The sequence below is a fragment of the Pseudomonas sp. WS 5411 genome (assembly GCF_012985595.1).
Taxonomy (GTDB): Bacteria; Pseudomonadota; Gammaproteobacteria; order Pseudomonadales; family Pseudomonadaceae; genus Aquipseudomonas; species Aquipseudomonas shahriarae.
In genome coordinates, this window is sequence record NZ_JAARMC010000032.1 from 1 (window position 1) to 16,906 (window position 16,906).

At 61.6% G+C, this 16,906-nt stretch carries 16 protein-coding genes; 6 read left to right on the forward strand and 10 right to left on the reverse strand.

Annotated features, from left to right (window positions below; translation table 11 throughout):
• Positions 1-382: 382 nt before the first annotated feature.
• Positions 383-1,438, reverse strand: coding sequence for a permease (locus HBR93_RS25230; protein ID WP_057439453.1), 1,056 nt, complete (start codon positions 1,436-1,438; stop codon positions 383-385).
• 52 nt (positions 1,439-1,490) lie between these two features.
• Positions 1,491-2,192, reverse strand: coding sequence for a hypothetical protein (locus HBR93_RS25235; RefSeq protein ID WP_057439452.1), 702 nt, complete (start codon positions 2,190-2,192; stop codon positions 1,491-1,493).
• A 255-nt stretch (positions 2,193-2,447) separates the two neighbouring features.
• Between HBR93_RS25235 and HBR93_RS25240 the strand changes: the two genes are divergently transcribed.
• From HBR93_RS25240 to HBR93_RS25255, 4 genes are all read left to right on the forward strand, one after another.
• Positions 2,448-3,146 (forward strand): glutathione S-transferase N-terminal domain-containing protein, encoded by a 699-nt coding sequence (locus HBR93_RS25240; protein ID WP_057439451.1) that lies wholly within the window; start codon positions 2,448-2,450, stop codon positions 3,144-3,146.
• Between the two features lie 3 nt (positions 3,147-3,149).
• Positions 3,150-3,992 (forward strand): PhzF family phenazine biosynthesis protein, encoded by an 843-nt coding sequence (locus tag HBR93_RS25245; protein ID WP_169961325.1) that lies wholly within the window; start codon positions 3,150-3,152, stop codon positions 3,990-3,992.
• A gap of 212 nt (positions 3,993-4,204) precedes the next feature.
• Positions 4,205-5,179 carry a porphobilinogen synthase gene (hemB, locus tag HBR93_RS25250; protein WP_057959111.1) on the forward strand — a complete coding sequence of 325 codons (975 nt, stop codon included), beginning with the start codon at positions 4,205-4,207 and terminating at the stop codon, positions 5,177-5,179.
• A gap of 125 nt (positions 5,180-5,304) precedes the next feature.
• On the forward strand, positions 5,305-6,390 hold the full coding sequence (locus HBR93_RS25255) for a DUF1615 domain-containing protein (protein WP_115128543.1): 1,086 nt from the start codon (positions 5,305-5,307) through the stop codon (positions 6,388-6,390).
• 2 nt (positions 6,391-6,392) lie between these two features.
• Here the strand turns inward: HBR93_RS25255 and HBR93_RS25260 are convergent, their stop codons facing one another.
• The gene (locus HBR93_RS25260; protein ID WP_057439448.1) at positions 6,393-7,172 is read right to left on the reverse strand and encodes a DUF4349 domain-containing protein; all 780 of its coding nucleotides are present in this window, start codon (positions 7,170-7,172) and stop codon (positions 6,393-6,395) included.
• A gap of 169 nt (positions 7,173-7,341) precedes the next feature.
• Here HBR93_RS25260 and HBR93_RS25265 point away from each other — a divergent pair, with 169 nt between their 5' ends.
• Positions 7,342-7,758: a PaaI family thioesterase gene (locus HBR93_RS25265; RefSeq protein WP_057959114.1), complete on the forward strand. Its 417-nt coding sequence runs from the start codon at positions 7,342-7,344 to the stop codon at positions 7,756-7,758.
• A 118-nt stretch (positions 7,759-7,876) separates the two neighbouring features.
• Here the strand turns inward: HBR93_RS25265 and HBR93_RS25270 are convergent, their stop codons facing one another.
• From HBR93_RS25270 to HBR93_RS25280, 3 genes are read right to left on the reverse strand one after another with little or no spacing between them, the layout of a single operon-like run.
• A complete protein-coding gene (locus HBR93_RS25270; RefSeq protein WP_057444130.1) occupies positions 7,877-9,058 on the reverse strand; it encodes an acetyl-CoA C-acetyltransferase in 1,182 nt (393 codons plus the stop codon).
• An 11-nt stretch (positions 9,059-9,069) separates the two neighbouring features.
• Complete coding sequence (locus HBR93_RS25275; RefSeq protein WP_057439446.1) at positions 9,070-9,729, reverse strand: CoA transferase subunit B; 660 nt, start codon at positions 9,727-9,729, stop codon at positions 9,070-9,072.
• Positions 9,730-9,763: 34 nt separating this feature from the next.
• The gene (locus HBR93_RS25280; protein ID WP_010211319.1) at positions 9,764-10,462 is read right to left on the reverse strand and encodes a CoA transferase subunit A; all 699 of its coding nucleotides are present in this window, start codon (positions 10,460-10,462) and stop codon (positions 9,764-9,766) included.
• 132 nt (positions 10,463-10,594) lie between these two features.
• On the opposite strand from HBR93_RS25280, the gene HBR93_RS25285 reads away from it, so the two are divergent.
• A complete protein-coding gene (locus HBR93_RS25285) occupies positions 10,595-11,497 on the forward strand; it encodes a LysR family transcriptional regulator (protein ID WP_057439445.1) in 903 nt (300 codons plus the stop codon).
• A 120-nt stretch (positions 11,498-11,617) separates the two neighbouring features.
• Here HBR93_RS25285 and HBR93_RS25290 read toward each other — a convergent pair whose 3' ends face one another.
• The 4 genes from HBR93_RS25290 to HBR93_RS25305 all read right to left on the reverse strand — a co-directional run bounded on the left by HBR93_RS25290 (position 11,618) and on the right by HBR93_RS25305 (position 16,845).
• The gene (locus HBR93_RS25290; protein ID WP_029296579.1) at positions 11,618-11,947 is read right to left on the reverse strand and encodes a hypothetical protein; all 330 of its coding nucleotides are present in this window, start codon (positions 11,945-11,947) and stop codon (positions 11,618-11,620) included.
• Positions 11,948-12,475: 528 nt separating this feature from the next.
• Positions 12,476-12,916 (reverse strand): CBS domain-containing protein, encoded by a 441-nt coding sequence (locus HBR93_RS25295; protein ID WP_057439480.1) that lies wholly within the window; start codon positions 12,914-12,916, stop codon positions 12,476-12,478.
• Between the two features lie 124 nt (positions 12,917-13,040).
• Positions 13,041-14,990 (reverse strand): DNA topoisomerase III, encoded by a 1,950-nt coding sequence (locus HBR93_RS25300; RefSeq protein ID WP_057439444.1) that lies wholly within the window; start codon positions 14,988-14,990, stop codon positions 13,041-13,043.
• Between the two features lie 229 nt (positions 14,991-15,219).
• Positions 15,220-16,845 (reverse strand): MFS transporter, encoded by a 1,626-nt coding sequence (locus HBR93_RS25305; protein ID WP_169961326.1) that lies wholly within the window; start codon positions 16,843-16,845, stop codon positions 15,220-15,222.
• Positions 16,846-16,906 lie beyond the last annotated feature (61 nt).

Consider the following 16,906-nt stretch of genomic DNA (forward strand, 5'->3'; position numbering starts at 1 on the left):
TTGCTGTTGCTCTGCTTTTGATCTGGCTTTTGATCTTGATCTTAGGCGCCCCGTTAAACCACGATGGCCGCAGGCAGGTATTGCACAGTGGGCACCCCGGCATGGATGCCGGGGTAGCCGCGACACGGCCATGGATGGCCGATCGCGGCGGGCCCACGGAGCAATGCCTGACTGCGGGCATGCCGAGCCTAGGCGAGGCACCGAGTGGTGGGGCAAAAGCGCTTTGGTTACTTTCGCGCTCTTCGAAAGTGACCCGCCGTAAGGGCGGAACCAATAGCCGCCGTGACCGCAGCAACGGATATGTACACAAACCCAACAAGCACTAGATAAAAGAGTTGTGTAGATACCTATGCTGCGATGAGGCCCTGACAGTCAACCCTTCCTAAAGGACGACCACCGCCACCAACCCGCACACCACACCCATCAGCATGGTCAGCCCGGCCACCGTCACCAGCACCCGCGTATCGAAATCCTTGCGCAGCATCAACAGCGACGGCAGGCTCACGCTCGGCAGGGTCATCAGCAGTGCCACCGCTGGCCCGGTGCCCAGCCCCAGGGCCATCATGGTCTGCACAATCGGGATTTCTGCGGCGGTGGGGATCACAAACAGGGTGCCGACGATCGCCAGGGGCACCAGCCACAGCAGGCTGTCGGCCATCGCCCCGTCCACGTGTGGGAACAGCCACACCCGCGCTGCGCCCAGTAGCAACACCGCCAGGATGTAGATCGGGATGGTGCTCCAGAACAACTGCCACAAGGTGCGCAGCCAGCGGCTGAGGAACGGCTGGGTCTCGGTGCCGCTGACGTCGGCCACGGCCTCCAGTGCTACCTGGGGCACCTGCTCGGGGCGGGCGATGCGTTGGGCGATCAGCGCGACACCGATCACCAGCACGACACCGGCCACCAGGCGCAGGGCGGCAAAGTCCCAGCCCAGCACAAACCCCATGAATACCAGGGTCGCGGGGTTGAGCACCGGGTTGGCCATCCAGAACGCCAATGCTGCACCCACCGACACTTGTTGACGACGCATGCCGGCGGCCACCGGCGCGGCGCAGCAACTGCACATCATGCCCGGCAAGGCGAACAGCCCGCCACGCACCGTGGAGCCCAGCCCGGCACGGCCGAACAGGCGCAACAGCCAGTCCCGTGGAATCAGCACCTGCAATAACGAACCGAGAATCACCGCCAGCACGGCGGCTTTCCAGATCGCCAGGAAATACACCTGGGCATAGGCCAGGGCGGCCGCCAATGGCGAGCCCTGCTGGTCATTGAGAATCGAGTTGCCGATGCTGTGGCTGTCGGCCGCGACAAAGGCCTTGAAGTAGTAGGGCGACCACTTCACGTAATACAGGCCGACGCAGGCCACCAACAGGAACAGCGCCGGTTTCCACCAGAAGGACCAGCCGCGAGCAGGGCTGGCAGAGGTGAGGTTAGACATGGTCAAGATCCGCAGATAAGTCGATAGCGACGCATCATACGCGGTCCCGGTGTCAGGTGTCGGCGGCTACGTGCGTTGCATCCGGGCAAGTTTGCAAGCCGTTATCCAGGCCTTGCTTGTAGTTGCGGCTGAGCAGGCTGGCCTTGCCGTTCTGCCAGGTCAGGGTCAACACGTACAGGGTGTCGAAATCGCCGCCGGACCAGTCTTCGGTGATGGTGTACTTCTCACCGACCGCTTCACTGGCCACCTTGTTGATCAATTCCGGCAGGTAGCCATGGGACCAGGCCGTGTAGATGGTGGAGTTGTGGTACTTGTCCTCCATCAATTCGTCAGCCAGGTCGCTGGTATCGTTGGCCGAAAACTCGATGTTCACCGGCAGCCCGAGTTTGATCGCGCTGGGGCTGATGGTCATCAATGGCCGAATGTAGCTGTAGGAATTGTCGAACTCGCCTTCCTCGACATTGCGCGTCGGGTTGGCCGCGAACACAAAGTCGGCAGCGCCGAATTTTTCCGGCAATACCGTGGCCAGGTTCATTGCGCGGTTGAGGCCCTGGCAATTGAGTTGGCCCAGGCCGCCGACAGGCTTTTCACCATGACGCAGGAACACCAGGGTTTGCACGCCGTTCTTCGGCTCGGCGCTGCTTTCGCGGGCTTCGAAAGCCAGCATCAAGGCACCGCCGACGAACACCGTTGGCACCAGGAAATAAGCATATTTTTTGAAACGTTTGCCAAGGCACAAAGGCTTGATTTTCATTAGTGGTCGAGTCTTCGGTGCGTCGGATCAAGGCTGGAAGGCCCAGCCACAGCGATGCTCCAAGCAACGTGCGGTTTTCCGTGACAGTTATGGCGGTATGCCTCCATTCAACCGTTCAAGCGCTTCTAAGAGTGCGCCAGGGCGTTTTGGTTCGCTTGGTGCAAGAGATTAACCAGCGCATGTTGCGAATTGAAGACCGATGCAGGCGCGCCGCCGGATGGCTATCATGGGTTTTTCTCACCTTGGGGTATATCGATGATTTCAGCTGCAGCGTTTCCGATTATTACCAAATGGCCAGCCGAGCATCCTGAACGCCTGCAGCTGTACTCGTTGCCGACGCCCAATGGGGTCAAAGTCTCGATCATGCTCGAAGAGGTGGGCCTGGCCTATGAGGCGCATAAGGTCAGCTTCGATACCCAGGACCAACTCTCGCCCGAGTTTCTGTCCCTGAACCCCAACAACAAGATCCCGGCGATCATCGACCCCAACGGTCCCGGCGGTGAGCCCCTGGCGTTGTTCGAGTCGGGGGCGATCCTGATTTACCTGGCAGAGAAAACCGCGCAACTACTGCCCCAGGCACCCGCCGCGCGCTACGAAACCCTGCAATGGCTGATGTTCCAGATGGCCGGGATCGGGCCGATGTTCGGCCAGGTCGGTTTCTTCAATAAGTTCGCCGGCAAGGCCTACGAAGACAAGCGCCCCCGCGACCGCTATGCCGCTGAAGCCCGACGCCTGCTGGAGGTGCTGGAAAAACGCCTGCTGGGCCGCAGCTGGATCATGGGGGATGAGTACAGCATCGCCGATATCGCCACCTTTCCCTGGATCCGCAACCTGATTGGCTTCTATGAATCGGGCGATCTGGTGGGCATCACCGACTTCCCCAATGTACTGCGCGCGCTGGATGGCTTTGTCGCCCGGCCGGCGGTGATCCGTGGCCTGAACATTCCGAGCTGACCCATGCCGACTTTTGATTTCAAGCAACTGGACGTGTTCAGCAGCGTGGCGCTCAAGGGCAACCCGCTGGCCGTGGTGCTGGGCGCCGATAGCCTCAGTGACCAGCAGATGGCTGACTTCGCCAAGTGGACCAACCTCAGCGAAACTACGTTCCTGCTGCAACCGCGCGACCCGCGTGCGGATTACCGGGTGCGGATTTTCACCACCGTGCAGGAGCTGCCGTTCGCCGGCCACCCAACCCTGGGCAGTTGCCGGGCGTGGCTGCAGGCCGGTGGTGTGCCCCAGGGCGACGAGATCATCCAGGAATGCGAGATCGGCCTGGTGCGCATCCGTCGCCAGGGCGAGGAACTGGCGTTTATCGCGCCACCCTTGCTGCGTTCAGGGCCGTTGGATGCCGAGTTGCTGGAGCGTGTGCGCCTGGCGCTCAACCTTGAGCCCGAAGCGATTGTGCGCAGCCAGTGGGTCGATAACGGCGCCGGTTGGCTGGCGCTGATGTTGACGGACCGGCAGACGGTGCTGGAGTTGCAGCCGGACTATTCAAAACTGCTCGGGCTGGCGGTGGGCGTGGTTGCTCCGTGCGACCCGACGCGCGACGAGGTGGATGCGCAGTTTGAAGTGCGCGCGTTTATTGCCGGTGACGGCGCCCCCGAAGACCCGGCCACCGGCAGCCTTAACGCGGGTGTCGCACAATGGCTGCTCGGTGCGGGCCTGGCCCCCAGCGAATACGTGGTCAGCCAGGGCACGGCCATCGGCCGCGCCGGGCGTATTCGCGTGCAGCAGCAGGGCGATGAGATCTGGATCGGCGGCGCCGTCTCGCTGTGTATCGAAGGGCGCCTGAGCCTGTAACGCAGTAACGCACCTGTGGGGAAGGGGGCAGCTCGGTCTCTACAGGTCACTCGTTGCTGCTCCTGCTTGTTTAGCCTAGACCGCATTGTTACGTGAATGGCAAAACACCGTTATGGCCGCCGTATTTGTGCTCTCGGTCAATCCGGGCATAAGCTTTCGCCCTTAAGCTAGCGGCCTTGCCACGTGCCCTGGCCTTTTTTGTAGGAAACCCCATGTCCAGTCAGTTCCCCGAAGCCCGTTCCCGCCGCCTGCGCCGTTCCCCTGAGCTGCGCAGCCTGTTCCAGGAAACCGAGTTCACCCTCAATGATCTGGTATTGCCGATTTTCGTCGAAGAAGAAATCGACGACTTCGTGCCGATCACCAGCATGCCCGGCGTGATGCGCATCCCCGAATCAAAACTGGCCAGTGAAATCGAGCGCTTTGCCCGTGCCGGGATCAAGTCGGTGATGACGTTCGGCGTGTCCCATCACCTGGACGCCAGCGGCAGCGATACCTGGAACGAGCGCGGGCTGGTGTCGCGCATGTCGGCGATCTGCAAGGACGCGGTGCCGGAAATGATCGTGATGTCCGACACCTGCTTCTGCGAATACACCGACCACGGCCATTGCGGCGTGATGCACGGCAATGAAGTGGACAACGACCGCACCCTGGCCAACCTGGGCAAGCAAGCGGTGGCGGCAGCCCGTGCCGGTGCCGATGTGATCGCGCCGTCGGCCGCGATGGACGGCCAGGTCCAGGCCATTCGCCGGGCGCTGGATGCGGCCGGGTTCAGCCATATCCCGATCATGGCGTACTCCACTAAATTCGCTTCGGCCCTGTATGGCCCGTTCCGCGAGGCGGGTGGCAGCGCGCTGAAGGGCGACCGCAAAAGCTACCAGATGAACCCGATGAACCGCCGCGAAGCCGTGCGCGAATCCTTGCTCGATGAGCAGGAAGGGGCCGACTCGCTGATGGTCAAGCCGGCCGGTGCTTACCTGGACATCATCCGCGACATCCGCGAAGCCTCGCGTTTACCGGTGGCGGCGTACCAGGTCAGTGGCGAATACGCGATGATCAAGTTCGGCGCCCAGGCCGGCGCCATCGACGAAGCGCGGGTGGTGCGCGAAACCCTGGGTTCGATCAAGCGCGCCGGTGCGGACCTGATCTTTACCTACTTTGCGATGGACCTGGCGCTCGCCGGTATCTGATCCCAGCGCATGTACTGTGGGAGCCGGCTTGAGGGCGCCATCGCGGGCAAGCCCGCTCCTGCAGGGGGTGGGCGTGGGTTTGTGAGATAGTGGGCACTTTCAGCGACTCACAGGACACCCCCCGCATGCTTTCATCCCGGCTGACTCTCGGCCTGGCCGCCTTATTGGTGCTGGCCGGCTGTTCGACCCAACGCAGCCAGCAACTCCCCGAACGCAGTGAGGCCGAGGTCAAGGCGCAGATTGTGCGACTAATGCCGGCCAGGGTGCCGGATCGTGCCGGTTGGGCCCAGGATATCTACACGGCGCTCGACAGCCAGAAGATCTACCCCAGCACCGAAAATATCTGTGCGGTGCTGGCGGTCACCGAGCAAGAGTCCACCTATCAGGTCGACCCGCCGGTGCCGAACATGGGCAAGATCGCCCAGGATGAAATCCTCAAGCGTGCAGCCAAGGTGCATGTGCCGGCCGTGCTGGTGCGCACCGCGTTGCAACTGCGCTCGCCTACGGGTAAGTCCTACGCCGACCGCCTGAGCGCTGCGCGTACCGAGAAGGACCTGAGTGGGATCTTTGACGACTTTATCGGCACAGTGCCGTTGGGCCGCACCTTGTTTGGCAGTTTCAACCCAGTGCATACCGCAGGCCCGATGCAGGTGAGCATTGCCTTCGCAGAGCAGCAGGCGCGTAATTATCCCTACACCGTAGACGGGAGCATTCGCCGCGAAGTGTTCACCCGGCGTGGCGGCATGTACTTCGGCATTGCCCATTTGCTGGGTTACCCGGTGAGCTACGAGCAGCCGCTGTACCGCTTTGCCGACTTCAACGCCGGTTGGTACGCCAGCCGCAATGCCGCGTTCCAGGCCGCGGTCAGCCGTGCTTCCGGGACCCGCCTGGCGCTGGATGGCGATTTGATCCGCTATGGCTCGATCATGCCCGGCACCACGGAGTTGGCGGTGCGCTCACTGGGCAAGAAGCTGGACATGCGCAACCCGAGCATTCGCAGCCAGTTGGAGCAGGGTGATCGCCTGGATTTTGAACAGACCACCCTGTACCAGCGAGTGTTTGCCCTGGCCGAGAAAGCCGAAGGCAAGCCGCTGCCACGGGCGATCCTGCCGGGGATTGTGCTCAAGAGCCCGAAGATCACCCGTAACCTCACCACGGCCTGGTTCGCCAAGCGCGTGGATGAGCGTTACCAGCGCTGCATGAAGCGCTGAGGTCAGGGGCGGCGCTTGACCAGCTTGCGCCACAACCAGACCCACAGCCACAACACCGGGAAGGCGAGGATCACGAACGGCAGCACGTAGCTGGAGCGTTCCAGGGCATCGGCGGTGCCGTCGACCAGGTTGTCGCCGAGGTTGCCGAACATCCGCGCAAAACGTGATTGCTGATGCTCGCCGTCGGATGGACTGAAGTTCAAGGTCACGCGGTTGGTGTCCAGGCGCCGTTGCTGGCCGGCGGCGATCTGCGCCAGTTCCTGCAGCTCGTTTTCGATGGAGGCCTGTTCCTTGGTCAGGGTGATCAGGTCACCCACGGTGATGTCCTTGCGCGCCGCCAGTTCATCCAGGCGTTTTTGCTGGGCCTGCAAACGTTCCTGGCGACGGCGCACATCGGCCACCGCGTCGGCCAGGTCTTCGGCGCTGGTGATGCGCTGGCCCAGTTGCCCACCCTCGGCCACCATCTTCACCAAGGGTTCGACCCCGCTGGGGGCGATGCGCAACACGATCGTGCCGCCGTCGCTGTTCTCTTCGATACGCAGGATGTTGCAGGCGCCGAACTGTGCCGACTCGCAGGCTTGGCGGGTGGCCTGCATGCGCGGCGCGAGCAGGGCCAGCGGCATCGCCAGGCTCAACTCGTGTTCATAGGCCAGCAGCGCGCCGGCCCGGCCCTGTTCGCCATTGATCGGCGTCGACTCGGAATACTCCTTGGGCGAACAGCCGCCGAGCAGCAGGGCGGCCAATAACATCAATGCAGTAGATCTGCCTTCCAGGTGGCGCATTACGGTTCCTTCAAGTGTGCGGGATAAAGTGCGCGGCGATTAAAGCCGGTTTGCCCGGCGAACGCAAAGCGGGAGCAGGCTTATCGTCACTGATTTACCCGGTTGATCATGCTGGCTGCATCCACCGGAGCAGGTTAAACCTCAGGCCCGGTCACAAGGAAGATCCACCATGACTCACGTCCCTGAAGGCTTTATTCCCTTGCCCCGCAGCAGCCCGCTCCTGGATTTGCTGGGGCCGGTGTATTGCCGTGGCGAAGGCCTGCAGTTGCAACTGGGTCTGCGCGCCGACAACCGCCATGCCAACGGGCGCGGCACGGTGCATGGCGGCGTGCTGGCGACCCTGGCGGATGTCGGCATGGGGTATGCCATGGCGTTTTCCAGCGACCCGCCGTTGCCGTTGATTACCGCGAGCATGACCCTCGATTATCTGGGGGCGGTGCAGGTGGGGGAGTGGATCGAGGTGCAACTGGAGCACCACAAGCGCGGACGGCAGATGGCGTTTGCCACGGTCAGCTTGCAGGTGGGGGAAAAGGTGGTGGTGCGGGCCACCGCGGTATTTGCCGTGCCGCAATCCAATGGACGCTAGATATCTAATGTAGGAGCAGGCAAGCCAGCTCCTACATTGGAGGGGGTTCGCAAATCAAATAGGCAAAAAAAGGCCCGGCTTTTCGTGGAGCCGGGCCTCTTTCATGTTGCTCGTTGAATCAGTCGCGCTCAAGGGCCAGTGCCACGCCCTGGCCGCCGCCGATGCACAAGGTCGCCAGGCCTTTCTTGGCGTCGCGCTTGAGCATTTCATGCAGCAGGGTCACCAGCACACGGCAGCCTGAGGCGCCAATCGGGTGGCCAATGGCAATCGCGCCGCCATTGACGTTGACCTTGGCCGCGTCCCACTCCAGTTCCTTGCCCACTGCCAGCGCCTGTGCGGCGAAGGCTTCGTTGGCTTCGATCAGGTCCAGGTCGGCCAACTGCCAGCCGGCCTTGTCCAGGCAACGACGGGTCGCGGACACCGGGCCAATGCCCATGATCGCCGGATCGACACCCGCATTCGCGTAGCTGGCGATACGCGCCAGCACCGGCAGGCCGAGGGCCTTGGCTTTATCGGCACTCATCAGCAACACGGCGGCGGCGCCGTCGTTGAGGCTCGACGCGTTGCCGGCGGTGACGCTGCCGTCTTTCTTGAAGGCCGGTTTGAGTTTGCCCAGGGATTCGGCGGTAGTGCCGGCGCGGGGCTGCTCGTCCACCGCAAAGGCAATCGGGTCGCCCTTGCGCTGGGGAATCAGGATCGGGGTGATTTCATCGGCAAAGCGCCCGGCTTCAATCGCCGCGGCCGCTTTTTGCTGGGAGGCAGCGGCGAAGGCGTCCTGGGCTTCACGGCTGATGCCGTACTTGTCCACCAGGTTCTCGGCGGTGATGCCCATGTGGTAGTCGTTGAACGCGTCCCACAGGCCGTCGGTGATCATGCTGTCGACCATCTTCGCGTGCCCCATGCGCAGGCCGGTGCGGGCGGCGGGCAGCACGTACGGGGCCAGGCTCATGTTCTCCATGCCGCCGGCGATAATCACCTCGGCGTCACCGCAACGGATGGCCTGTGCGCCCAGGTGCAGGGCCTTGAGGCCCGAGCCGCAGACCTTGTTCAAGGTCAGGCTGGGCACTGCGTGTGGCAGGCCGGCAAGGATCGACGCCTGGCGTGCCGGGTTCTGGCCCGAACCTGCGGTCAGGACCTGGCCGAGGATCACTTCGTCCACTTGCGCAGGGTCCAGGCCGGTCTGCTCCAGCAGGCGGCGGATCACGGCGGCGCCCAGTTCCGGTGCCGGGATGCCGGCCAGGGCTCCTTGAAAGCTGCCCACGGCGGTGCGGGTGGCAGCAACAATCACGACGTCTTGCATGGAATCTGTCCTCACTGGAAGTGCATTTCTGGAACGTGGTCCGGGACGATCAGTTTACCGGCGGTCTTGCTCACAATCTCTTCAACGCTGACGCCAGGTGCGCGTTCCTTGAGGACAAAAGCGCCATTTTCGATTTCCAGGTACGCCAGGTCCGTCAGCACGCGCTTGATGCAGTGGGCACCGGTCAGCGGCAGGCTGCACTGGCTGAGCAGCTTGGACTCACCGTCCTTGGAGGCGTGGGTCATGATCACGATGATGTTTTCTGCGCCGGCCACCAGGTCCATGGCACCGCCCATGCCCTTGACCAGCTTGCCGGGGATCATCCACGAGGCGATGTTGCCGTGTACGTCCACTTCAAAGGCGCCGAGTACCGTGAGGTCTACGTGGCCGCCGCGAATCATTGCGAAGGACTCGGCCGAGGAGAAGATCGAGGCGCCGATACGCGCGGTGACGGTCTGCTTGCCGGCGTTGATCATGTCGGCATCAATGGTGTCTTCGGTAGGAAACGGTCCCATGCCCAGCAGGCCGTTTTCCGATTGCAGCATCACTTCCATGCCTTCGGGAATGTAGTTGGCCACCAGGGTCGGGATGCCGATGCCGAGGTTGACGTAGAAGCCGTCCTGCATTTCGCGGGCGACGCGTTGAGCCATTTGTTCGCGGGTAAGAGCCATGGTGCTGTTCCTCTTATTGTTCGGGCTGGGCAGATTATTTGCGGACGGTGCGCTGTTCGATGCGCTTCTCGAAGGTGCCGCAGATGATCCGGTCGACGTAGATGCCAGGGGTGTGGATCTGCGCCGGGTCCAGCTCGCCCGGTTCGACGATTTCCTCGACTTCGACCACGGTGATCTTGCCGGCGGTGGCGGCCAGCGGGTTGAAGTTCTGGGCGGTGTGGCGGTAGATGACGTTGCCGAAATGGTCGGCTTTCCAGCCTTTGACGATGGCGAAGTCGCCGGTGATGGATTCTTCCATCAGGTACGGGCGACCATTGAACTCGCGGGTTTCCTTGCCTTCGGCGACGGGCGTGCCAACACCGGTAGCGGTAAAGAACGCCGGAATGCCCGCGCCGCCTGCACGCATTTTTTCGGCCAGGGTGCCCTGGGGCGTCAGCACGACTTCGATTTCACCGCTGAGCAGTTGCTTCTCGAACAGGGCGTTTTCACCGACATAGGAGGCGATGACCTTGCTGATCTGTTTTTCTTCGAGCAATACACCCAGGCCGAAGCCATCGACGCCGCAGTTGTTGGAGACCACCGTGAGGTCGCGGGTGCCTTTGCGCTTGATTTCGGCGATGAGGTTTTCCGGGATGCCGCACAGGCCAAAGCCGCCGGAGAGTACGGTCATGCCGTCTTCCAGGCCTGCCAGCGCTTCTTCATAGGACGCCACGCGTTTATCGAAACCTGCCATATGCACCTCTTTTATTGTTTGTGGTCCAGCCAGTGACTCGAGTGTTGCGCTGACAGATTGATTTGTTAAGTTGTTTTTTAAGGTTGATTGATTTAAAAAACAGCACAATCGCCAAGCCGTAGGAGCAGCGTCATGACAGTTAAACAGATGCGGGCCTTTCTTGCCGTGGCCCAGAGCCTGAGTTTTGCCGCCGCCTGTGAGCGCCTGCATTTGTCCCAGTCGGCCCTGAGCCTGACCATCAAGGGCCTGGAGGAGGGCCTGGGCGGGCGGCTGTTCAGCCGCAATACGCGCAACGTCGCGCTGACCCCTGAAGGCGAATCCCTGTTGCCCCTGGCTCGCCGGTTGATTGCCGACTGGGACAATGCCGAGGATGAACTGCGCCAGCGTTTTACCCTGCAGCGCGGGCGCGTGACGGTGGCGGCGATGCCGTCGTTTGCCGGCAACCTGCTGCCGCCGATCCTGAAGGTGTTCCGTGCGCGGTTTCCCCAAGTCAATGTCACGGTGCACGATTTGATCAATGAGCAGGTCCTGGAAATGGTCCGTGATCGCCAGGTGGAACTGGGTGTGGCGTTTGAGCCTTCACCGGGGTCGTCGCTGGCCTTCACCCCGCTGTATCTGGACCGCTTTGTCGCAGTGGTGCCCGGCGACTCGCCGCTGGCGGACATGACCGCGATCGACTGGAAAACCCTGCTGGCGCAACCGTTCATTACCTTGCAGCGGCCTTCCACGGTCCGGGTGATGCTTGAGGAGCACCTCGGCGCGTTACAGATGAAACTGCCGGTGGCGTTGGAAAGCCATCAATTGGCAACCGTGGGCAAGATGGTTGCCAGCGGCCTGGGCGTCAGCGCCGTGCCTGCATTGTGCGCACAGCAGATGGAAGAGGCGGGGGCCCGTTGCATCACCTTGTGTGACCCGGTGATCGAGCGGCCGATTGGGGTGCTGACCAAACCTGGGCATGAGCTGTCGGCGGCGGCGCAGGCACTGTTTGATATCTTCCGCGACGAAGCGGGGAAGGGGCGATTCCCGGGGATTTAAGTCGACTCAAACAAATGTGGGAGCTGGCTTGCCAGCGATAGCTATTTAACACTCAACAATTATGTTGATCGTTAAACGGTTATCCCAGGCAAACCAGCTCCCACAAAGGTCTAGTTATTCTTAGTAGTAGCGGTCAATCACTTTAACTTGCGAGTTGTCCTTGAACGACTCCCAGGCATTGTTAAGTGTATCGAAGACCTGCTCGATAAAGTTGCGATCGGCAGCTGCTTTTTTACCAACATAACCCTGGCCGCGGCGGTACATCTTCAGGCGCGCCGCCAGTTCACGGTTATTGCGGTCGAACTCGGCTTCTTCGGTATGGGGCGCCAGGCAGTCAATTTGCACTTCGCCCGATTTGCCAATCCACAGGATATGGTCGTCGAGTGTGTCTTTCTGCGCTGCGAACATCTCAGCCAATTCATCAATAGTTGGTTGGTTGTTCAGATTCATGTGTAAGCCCCTTGACCAGTTGGCGATCTTCAGTTGATTCGTTAATTCACGTTAGTTGTCTCCGGCTATGAAAACCGGGCGTCAGAAACGGTCTGCCAAATACGGGCAGGGTCTTGAACCTGATGCATGTAGTGTTTCTGATGAACTGCTACGCAATGGTTTCATAACGAAGACAAGCAGCATTTGAGCTTCTTGTACCGATCCTTTCGGGCCGGTCAGCTTCATCAATCTGCCTTGTGGGCAGTGCACATCCGGAAAAACAGCTCGGCGGTCAGACGAGCTTGTTCAAAACGCTTGTTACCAACGCTCCCGATCCGGGAGACGCTTGAATCATGCAAGCTCAAAATGGTTACGTCAACGGTTATGTAGTGATTATTTTTGCTCACTACATATTTTCTGCAGAAGAGAGGGGGGGCTGGGGAAAGGTGACTTGGGCGTCACTTTTTGTGCCGGGGAGTCGAGGGGTTGCGCTGCTGTGGGAGCTGGCAAGCCAGCTCCCACATTGGATTTGTGGTGCTTAGGGGAATGCTATTCGCCGCGGATGTACTGTTCCAGTTGCTGGATCAGTGCCGCCTGCTCGGCGATGGCTTCCTTGACCAGGTCGCCGATGGACAGCAGGCCCAGCAGTTCTCCGTCTTCCACCACTGGCAGGTGGCGCAGGTGGCCATCAGTCATGATGCCCATGCAATCTTCGACGCTTTTGTGGGTGTCCACGGTGATTGCCGGGGAACTCATCACCTGGTGGACCTGGGTGGTCGTCGAGGACAGTCCATGGAGAATCAGTTTGCGCGCGTAGTCGCGCTCACTGATGATGCCGACGACCTTGCCGTCCTTGACCACCGGCAAGGCGCCGACGTTCTTCGCTGCCATCACCACCAACGCTTCAAACACGGTGTGATTCCACTGGATGGTATGGACTTCCTGATTCTTCTGGTCCTTGGACTTGAGCAGTTGTGCGACGGTCTTCATGGTGTCCACCCCGGTTTTGTTATTAGGCAGTGCCTACAGAATCCTCGACCGCTGGCGCCAGGGCAAGAGCCAAAGCGGCGTATATCCGCTTGAAAAGCGTCATTACCTGACTTTTTTTGCAATTTCAGCCCTTGTTTGCCGGTTTTACCGCCCGTTTCGGGCTGGCGGCGGTCTTGCGCTTGGCCGGCTTGCGTTTGTTTTTCCAGGGGGTGGCACCACGACCTGCCGGGCTGGCCTGGCCGCTGATGGTCATTTGCATACCATTGCAGCGGGCCACTTGCTTGCTCATCCAGGCGGCCTGTTTGGCGACAAACTCTTCCAGGCTCATCTCACCGCTCTGCACCATGTCCAGGGCCTGCTCCCAGATGGCGGTGGTGCCGGGATCGGCAATCGCCCTGGGTACCGCGTCGATCAGGCTGAAGGCCGCCGGTGTGGCAGACAGCGCCTTGCCGTTTTTTATCAGGTAACCACGGTCCAGCAGGCCCTGGATGATCCCGGCCCGAGTCGCCTCGGTACCGATGCCGGTGGTGTCCTTGAGCTTTTGTTTGAGCAGCGGGTCTTGCACCAGTTTGGCGACGTTTTTCATCGCCTTGATCAGGTCGCCTTCGGTAAAGGGCTTGGGCGGCTGGGTCCACAGGTCCTTGAGGTTGACCTTGGCCACAGCGTAATCCTGGCCTTGCACCAGCGCCGGCAAAGGCTGCGGCGCCGGCGCCTCACGACCTTTGCTCGGGGCCAGCGCTTCGGGCAACGCACGCTTCCAGCCGGGCTCCACCACCACTTTACCTACGGCGCGCAAGGCTTCGCCGGCACAGTCGAAGTCCGCCTGGGTGCGGTCGTATTCGTGATTGGGCAGGAACTGCGCCAGGTAACGGGCGCGGACCAAGGTGTAGACGGCGCGGTGTTTGCCGGTCAACTGCGCAAGATCTTTGCCGGCGCCGGTAGGAATAATGCCGTGGTGGGCGCTGACCTTGGCGTCGTTCCAGGCGCGGGAGCGGCGCTGCGCATCGAGGTGTGGCATCAACGCGCTCACCGCCGGGTCGGCACGGCCCAGTGCCGCGAGAATCGTCGCCGCGTCGCCATGCTGGCTCACGGGCAGGTAACCGCAGTCGCTGCGCGGGTAGGTGATGACCTTATGGGTTTCGTAGAGGGATTGGGCGATATCCAGGGTTTCCTGGGCGCCGAGCCCGAGTTTCTTCGAGCAGATTTCCTGCAGGGTGCCCAGGTCAAAGGGCAGGGGCGCCACTTCGCGCATGCGTTCGGTGCGCAGCTTCACCAGGCGTGCGCTGGCCGCGTTGCTCATCGCCGTCGCCGCGTGTTGTGCCCGCTCCGGGTTGAGGCAACGGCCCTGGTCGTCACAGATATCGTCGGCGGCGCGCCATTGCGCGATAAAACGCATCTGCTGGTGCAGCAACTCAACATCAATGGCCCAGTAAGCCACCGGGACGAAGTCGGCAATGCTGCGGTCGCGGTCCACCACCAGGCGCAGGGTCGGGGTTTGCACCCGCCCAACGGGCAATACACCTTGATAGCCGGACTGACGGCCGAGCAGGGTAAACAGGCGGCTCATGTTCATGCCGATCAGCCAGTCGGCGCGGGAGCGGCCCAGGGCCGAATGGTAGAGGCTGAAGGTGTCTGCGCCAGGCTTCAACGATGCCAGGGCCTTGCGGATCGAGGCATCGTCGAGCGCCGACAGCCACAGGCGCTGGATCGGCCCGCGATAGCGGCAATGCTCCACCAGTTCGCGGGCGATCATCTCCCCCTCGCGGTCGGCATCGGTGGCGATCACCAGTTCTCGGGCTTCCCCCAGCAGGCGCTTGACCGCCTTGTACTGGCTGGCGGTCTTGGGCTTGACCGTCATCTTCCATTTTTCCGGGACGATGGGCAGGTCGGCCAGCACCCAGCGCTTGTACTTGGCGTCGTAGGCATCGGGCGGGGCGGTTTCCAACAGGTGGCCGATGCACCAGGTGACGGTGACGTCCGTGCCCAGCCAGCAACCGTCGCCCCGGCGCCGGGCGCCGAGCACGGCCGCGATATCCTTGGCCTGGGAGGGTTTTTCACAGAGGAACAGCCGCATGCTCAGCCCATTCGTTACACAGTTGAATGGGCGAAGGATGGGCAAAAGAAGGCAATTGAGCAACCTTTATCTGGATGGATATACAGCAATTTGTGTGGGCGGCGGGAAACCAATGTGGGAGCGGGCTTGCCCGCGATAGGGGGGGGGCCAGTCAGTACATTCATTGACTGACCCACCGCTATCGCGGGCAAGCCCGCTCCCACAAGGGATTTACAGGGTTTGCGGGAGATTAGTTTTTATCCAGATCCACGTTCTTGGTTTCCTTCAGGCACAGCAGCCCGACGATCAGGCTCACCCCGGTAATCACCACCGGGTACCACAGCCCGTAGAAGATATCGCCGGTGTACACCACCAAGGCAAACGACACGGTTGGCAGGAAACCGCCAAACCAGCCGTTACCGATGTGGTAGGGCAGGGACATGGAGGTGTAGCGGATCCGCGTCGGGAACAGTTCCACCATCAGTGCGGCGAGTGGGCCGTAGCACATTGCGGCGATCAGGATCAGTGCGACGATCAGCACCACCACCATGGTTTTGTTGACCTGGGCCACGTCTGCCGATTTCGGGTAGCCGGCCAGGGTCACGGCGCCGCGCAGGGCGTCTTCGTCGTAGCCGTCGATGCGCACATCGCCGATGCTGACTTGCACCGCGCTGCCGGCAGGTGCGGCTTCGCTGCTGTAGGGCAGGCCCTGTTTGACCAGGAAGGTCTTGACCTTGTCGCATGGGCTGTCAAACCGCGCCTTGCCCACCGGGTCGAACTGGAAGGTGCAGGTGGCCGGGTCTGCCAGCACGGTGATCGGGGCCTGGCGGCTAGCCTGGTCCATCGCCGGGTTGGTGTAGTGGGCCAGGCCTTTGAAGATCGGGAAGTACAGCGCGGTGGCCAGCAGCAGGCCAACCATCAGTACTGGCTTGCGCCCCCATTTGTCCGAGAGCCAGCCGAAGAAGATAAAGAACGGCGCGCCAATCACCACGCTGATGATCAGCAGCATATTGGCCAGGGCCGGGTCCATCTTTAGGAACTGGGTCAGGAAGAACAGTACATAGAATTGCGCAGCGTAGAAGGTCACGGCCTGGCCGGCGTTGATACTGAACAGCGCAATCAACACCACCTTGAGGTTTTGCCAGTTACCGAACGACTCGCGGATCGGGGCTTTGCTGGCCTTGCCTTCCTCTTTCATTTTCAGGAACGCGGGGGATTCGTGCAGGCTCAAGCGGATCCAGGTGGAAATCCCCAGCAGCACGATGGACAGCAGGAACGGCAGGCGCCAGCCCCAGACTTCAAACTGATCGCCCGTGAAATAACGGCAAGCCAGCACCACCAGCAACGACAGCAACAGGCCGAGGGTCGCGGTGGATTGAATCCAGCTGGTGTGGAAGCCGCGTTTGCCGGCGGGGGCGTGCTCGGCGACATAGGTCGCGGCGCCGCCGTATTCACCGCCCAGGGCCAGGCCCTGGAGCATGCGCAGCACTACCAGGATGATCGGCGCGGCTATACCAATGCTGGCGTAGGTGGGCAACAGGCCCACACAGAAGGTCGCCACGCCCATCAGGACGATGGTGGCGAGGAAGGTGTACTTGCGTCCGATCATGTCCCCCAGGCGGCCGAACACCAGCGCGCCGAACGGCCGCACCACAAAGCCGGCGGCAAAGGCCATCAGGGCGAAGATAAAGGCCGTGGTGTCGTTGACCCCGGCAAAAAATTGCTTGCTGATCACCGCCGCGAGGGCGCCATAGAGGAAAAAGTCATACCACTCGAACACCGTCCCCAGGGACGAGGCGAAGATGACCTTTTGCGACTCCTTGCTGCTGACAGTGGCGCCAGGCAAGGCGTCCAGGGGTTGAGCACGTTCTGACATGGGGTAGCCCTCACAGTGATTATTTATTGTTGTTCCACTGTCGGCGCCAACTTCAGCGCCG

Coding starts and splice junctions, on each gene's coding strand:
- HBR93_RS25230 (WP_057439453.1), bottom strand. CDS start 1,438: ATGTCTAACCTCACCTCTGCCAGCCCTGCTCGCGGCTGGTCCTTCTGG.
- HBR93_RS25235 (WP_057439452.1), bottom strand. CDS start 2,192: ATGAAAATCAAGCCTTTGTGCCTTGGCAAACGTTTCAAAAAATATGCT.
- HBR93_RS25240 (WP_057439451.1), top strand. CDS start 2,448: ATGATTTCAGCTGCAGCGTTTCCGATTATTACCAAATGGCCAGCCGAG.
- HBR93_RS25245 (WP_169961325.1), top strand. CDS start 3,150: ATGCCGACTTTTGATTTCAAGCAACTGGACGTGTTCAGCAGCGTGGCG.
- hemB (WP_057959111.1), top strand. CDS start 4,205: ATGTCCAGTCAGTTCCCCGAAGCCCGTTCCCGCCGCCTGCGCCGTTCC.
- HBR93_RS25255 (WP_115128543.1), top strand. CDS start 5,305: ATGCTTTCATCCCGGCTGACTCTCGGCCTGGCCGCCTTATTGGTGCTG.
- HBR93_RS25260 (WP_057439448.1), bottom strand. CDS start 7,172: ATGCGCCACCTGGAAGGCAGATCTACTGCATTGATGTTATTGGCCGCC.
- HBR93_RS25265 (WP_057959114.1), top strand. CDS start 7,342: ATGACTCACGTCCCTGAAGGCTTTATTCCCTTGCCCCGCAGCAGCCCG.
- HBR93_RS25270 (WP_057444130.1), bottom strand. CDS start 9,058: ATGCAAGACGTCGTGATTGTTGCTGCCACCCGCACCGCCGTGGGCAGC.
- HBR93_RS25275 (WP_057439446.1), bottom strand. CDS start 9,729: ATGGCTCTTACCCGCGAACAAATGGCTCAACGCGTCGCCCGCGAAATG.
- HBR93_RS25280 (WP_010211319.1), bottom strand. CDS start 10,462: ATGGCAGGTTTCGATAAACGCGTGGCGTCCTATGAAGAAGCGCTGGCA.
- HBR93_RS25285 (WP_057439445.1), top strand. CDS start 10,595: ATGACAGTTAAACAGATGCGGGCCTTTCTTGCCGTGGCCCAGAGCCTG.
- HBR93_RS25290 (WP_029296579.1), bottom strand. CDS start 11,947: ATGAATCTGAACAACCAACCAACTATTGATGAATTGGCTGAGATGTTC.
- HBR93_RS25295 (WP_057439480.1), bottom strand. CDS start 12,916: ATGAAGACCGTCGCACAACTGCTCAAGTCCAAGGACCAGAAGAATCAG.
- HBR93_RS25300 (WP_057439444.1), bottom strand. CDS start 14,990: ATGCGGCTGTTCCTCTGTGAAAAACCCTCCCAGGCCAAGGATATCGCG.
- HBR93_RS25305 (WP_169961326.1), bottom strand. CDS start 16,845: ATGTCAGAACGTGCTCAACCCCTGGACGCCTTGCCTGGCGCCACTGTC.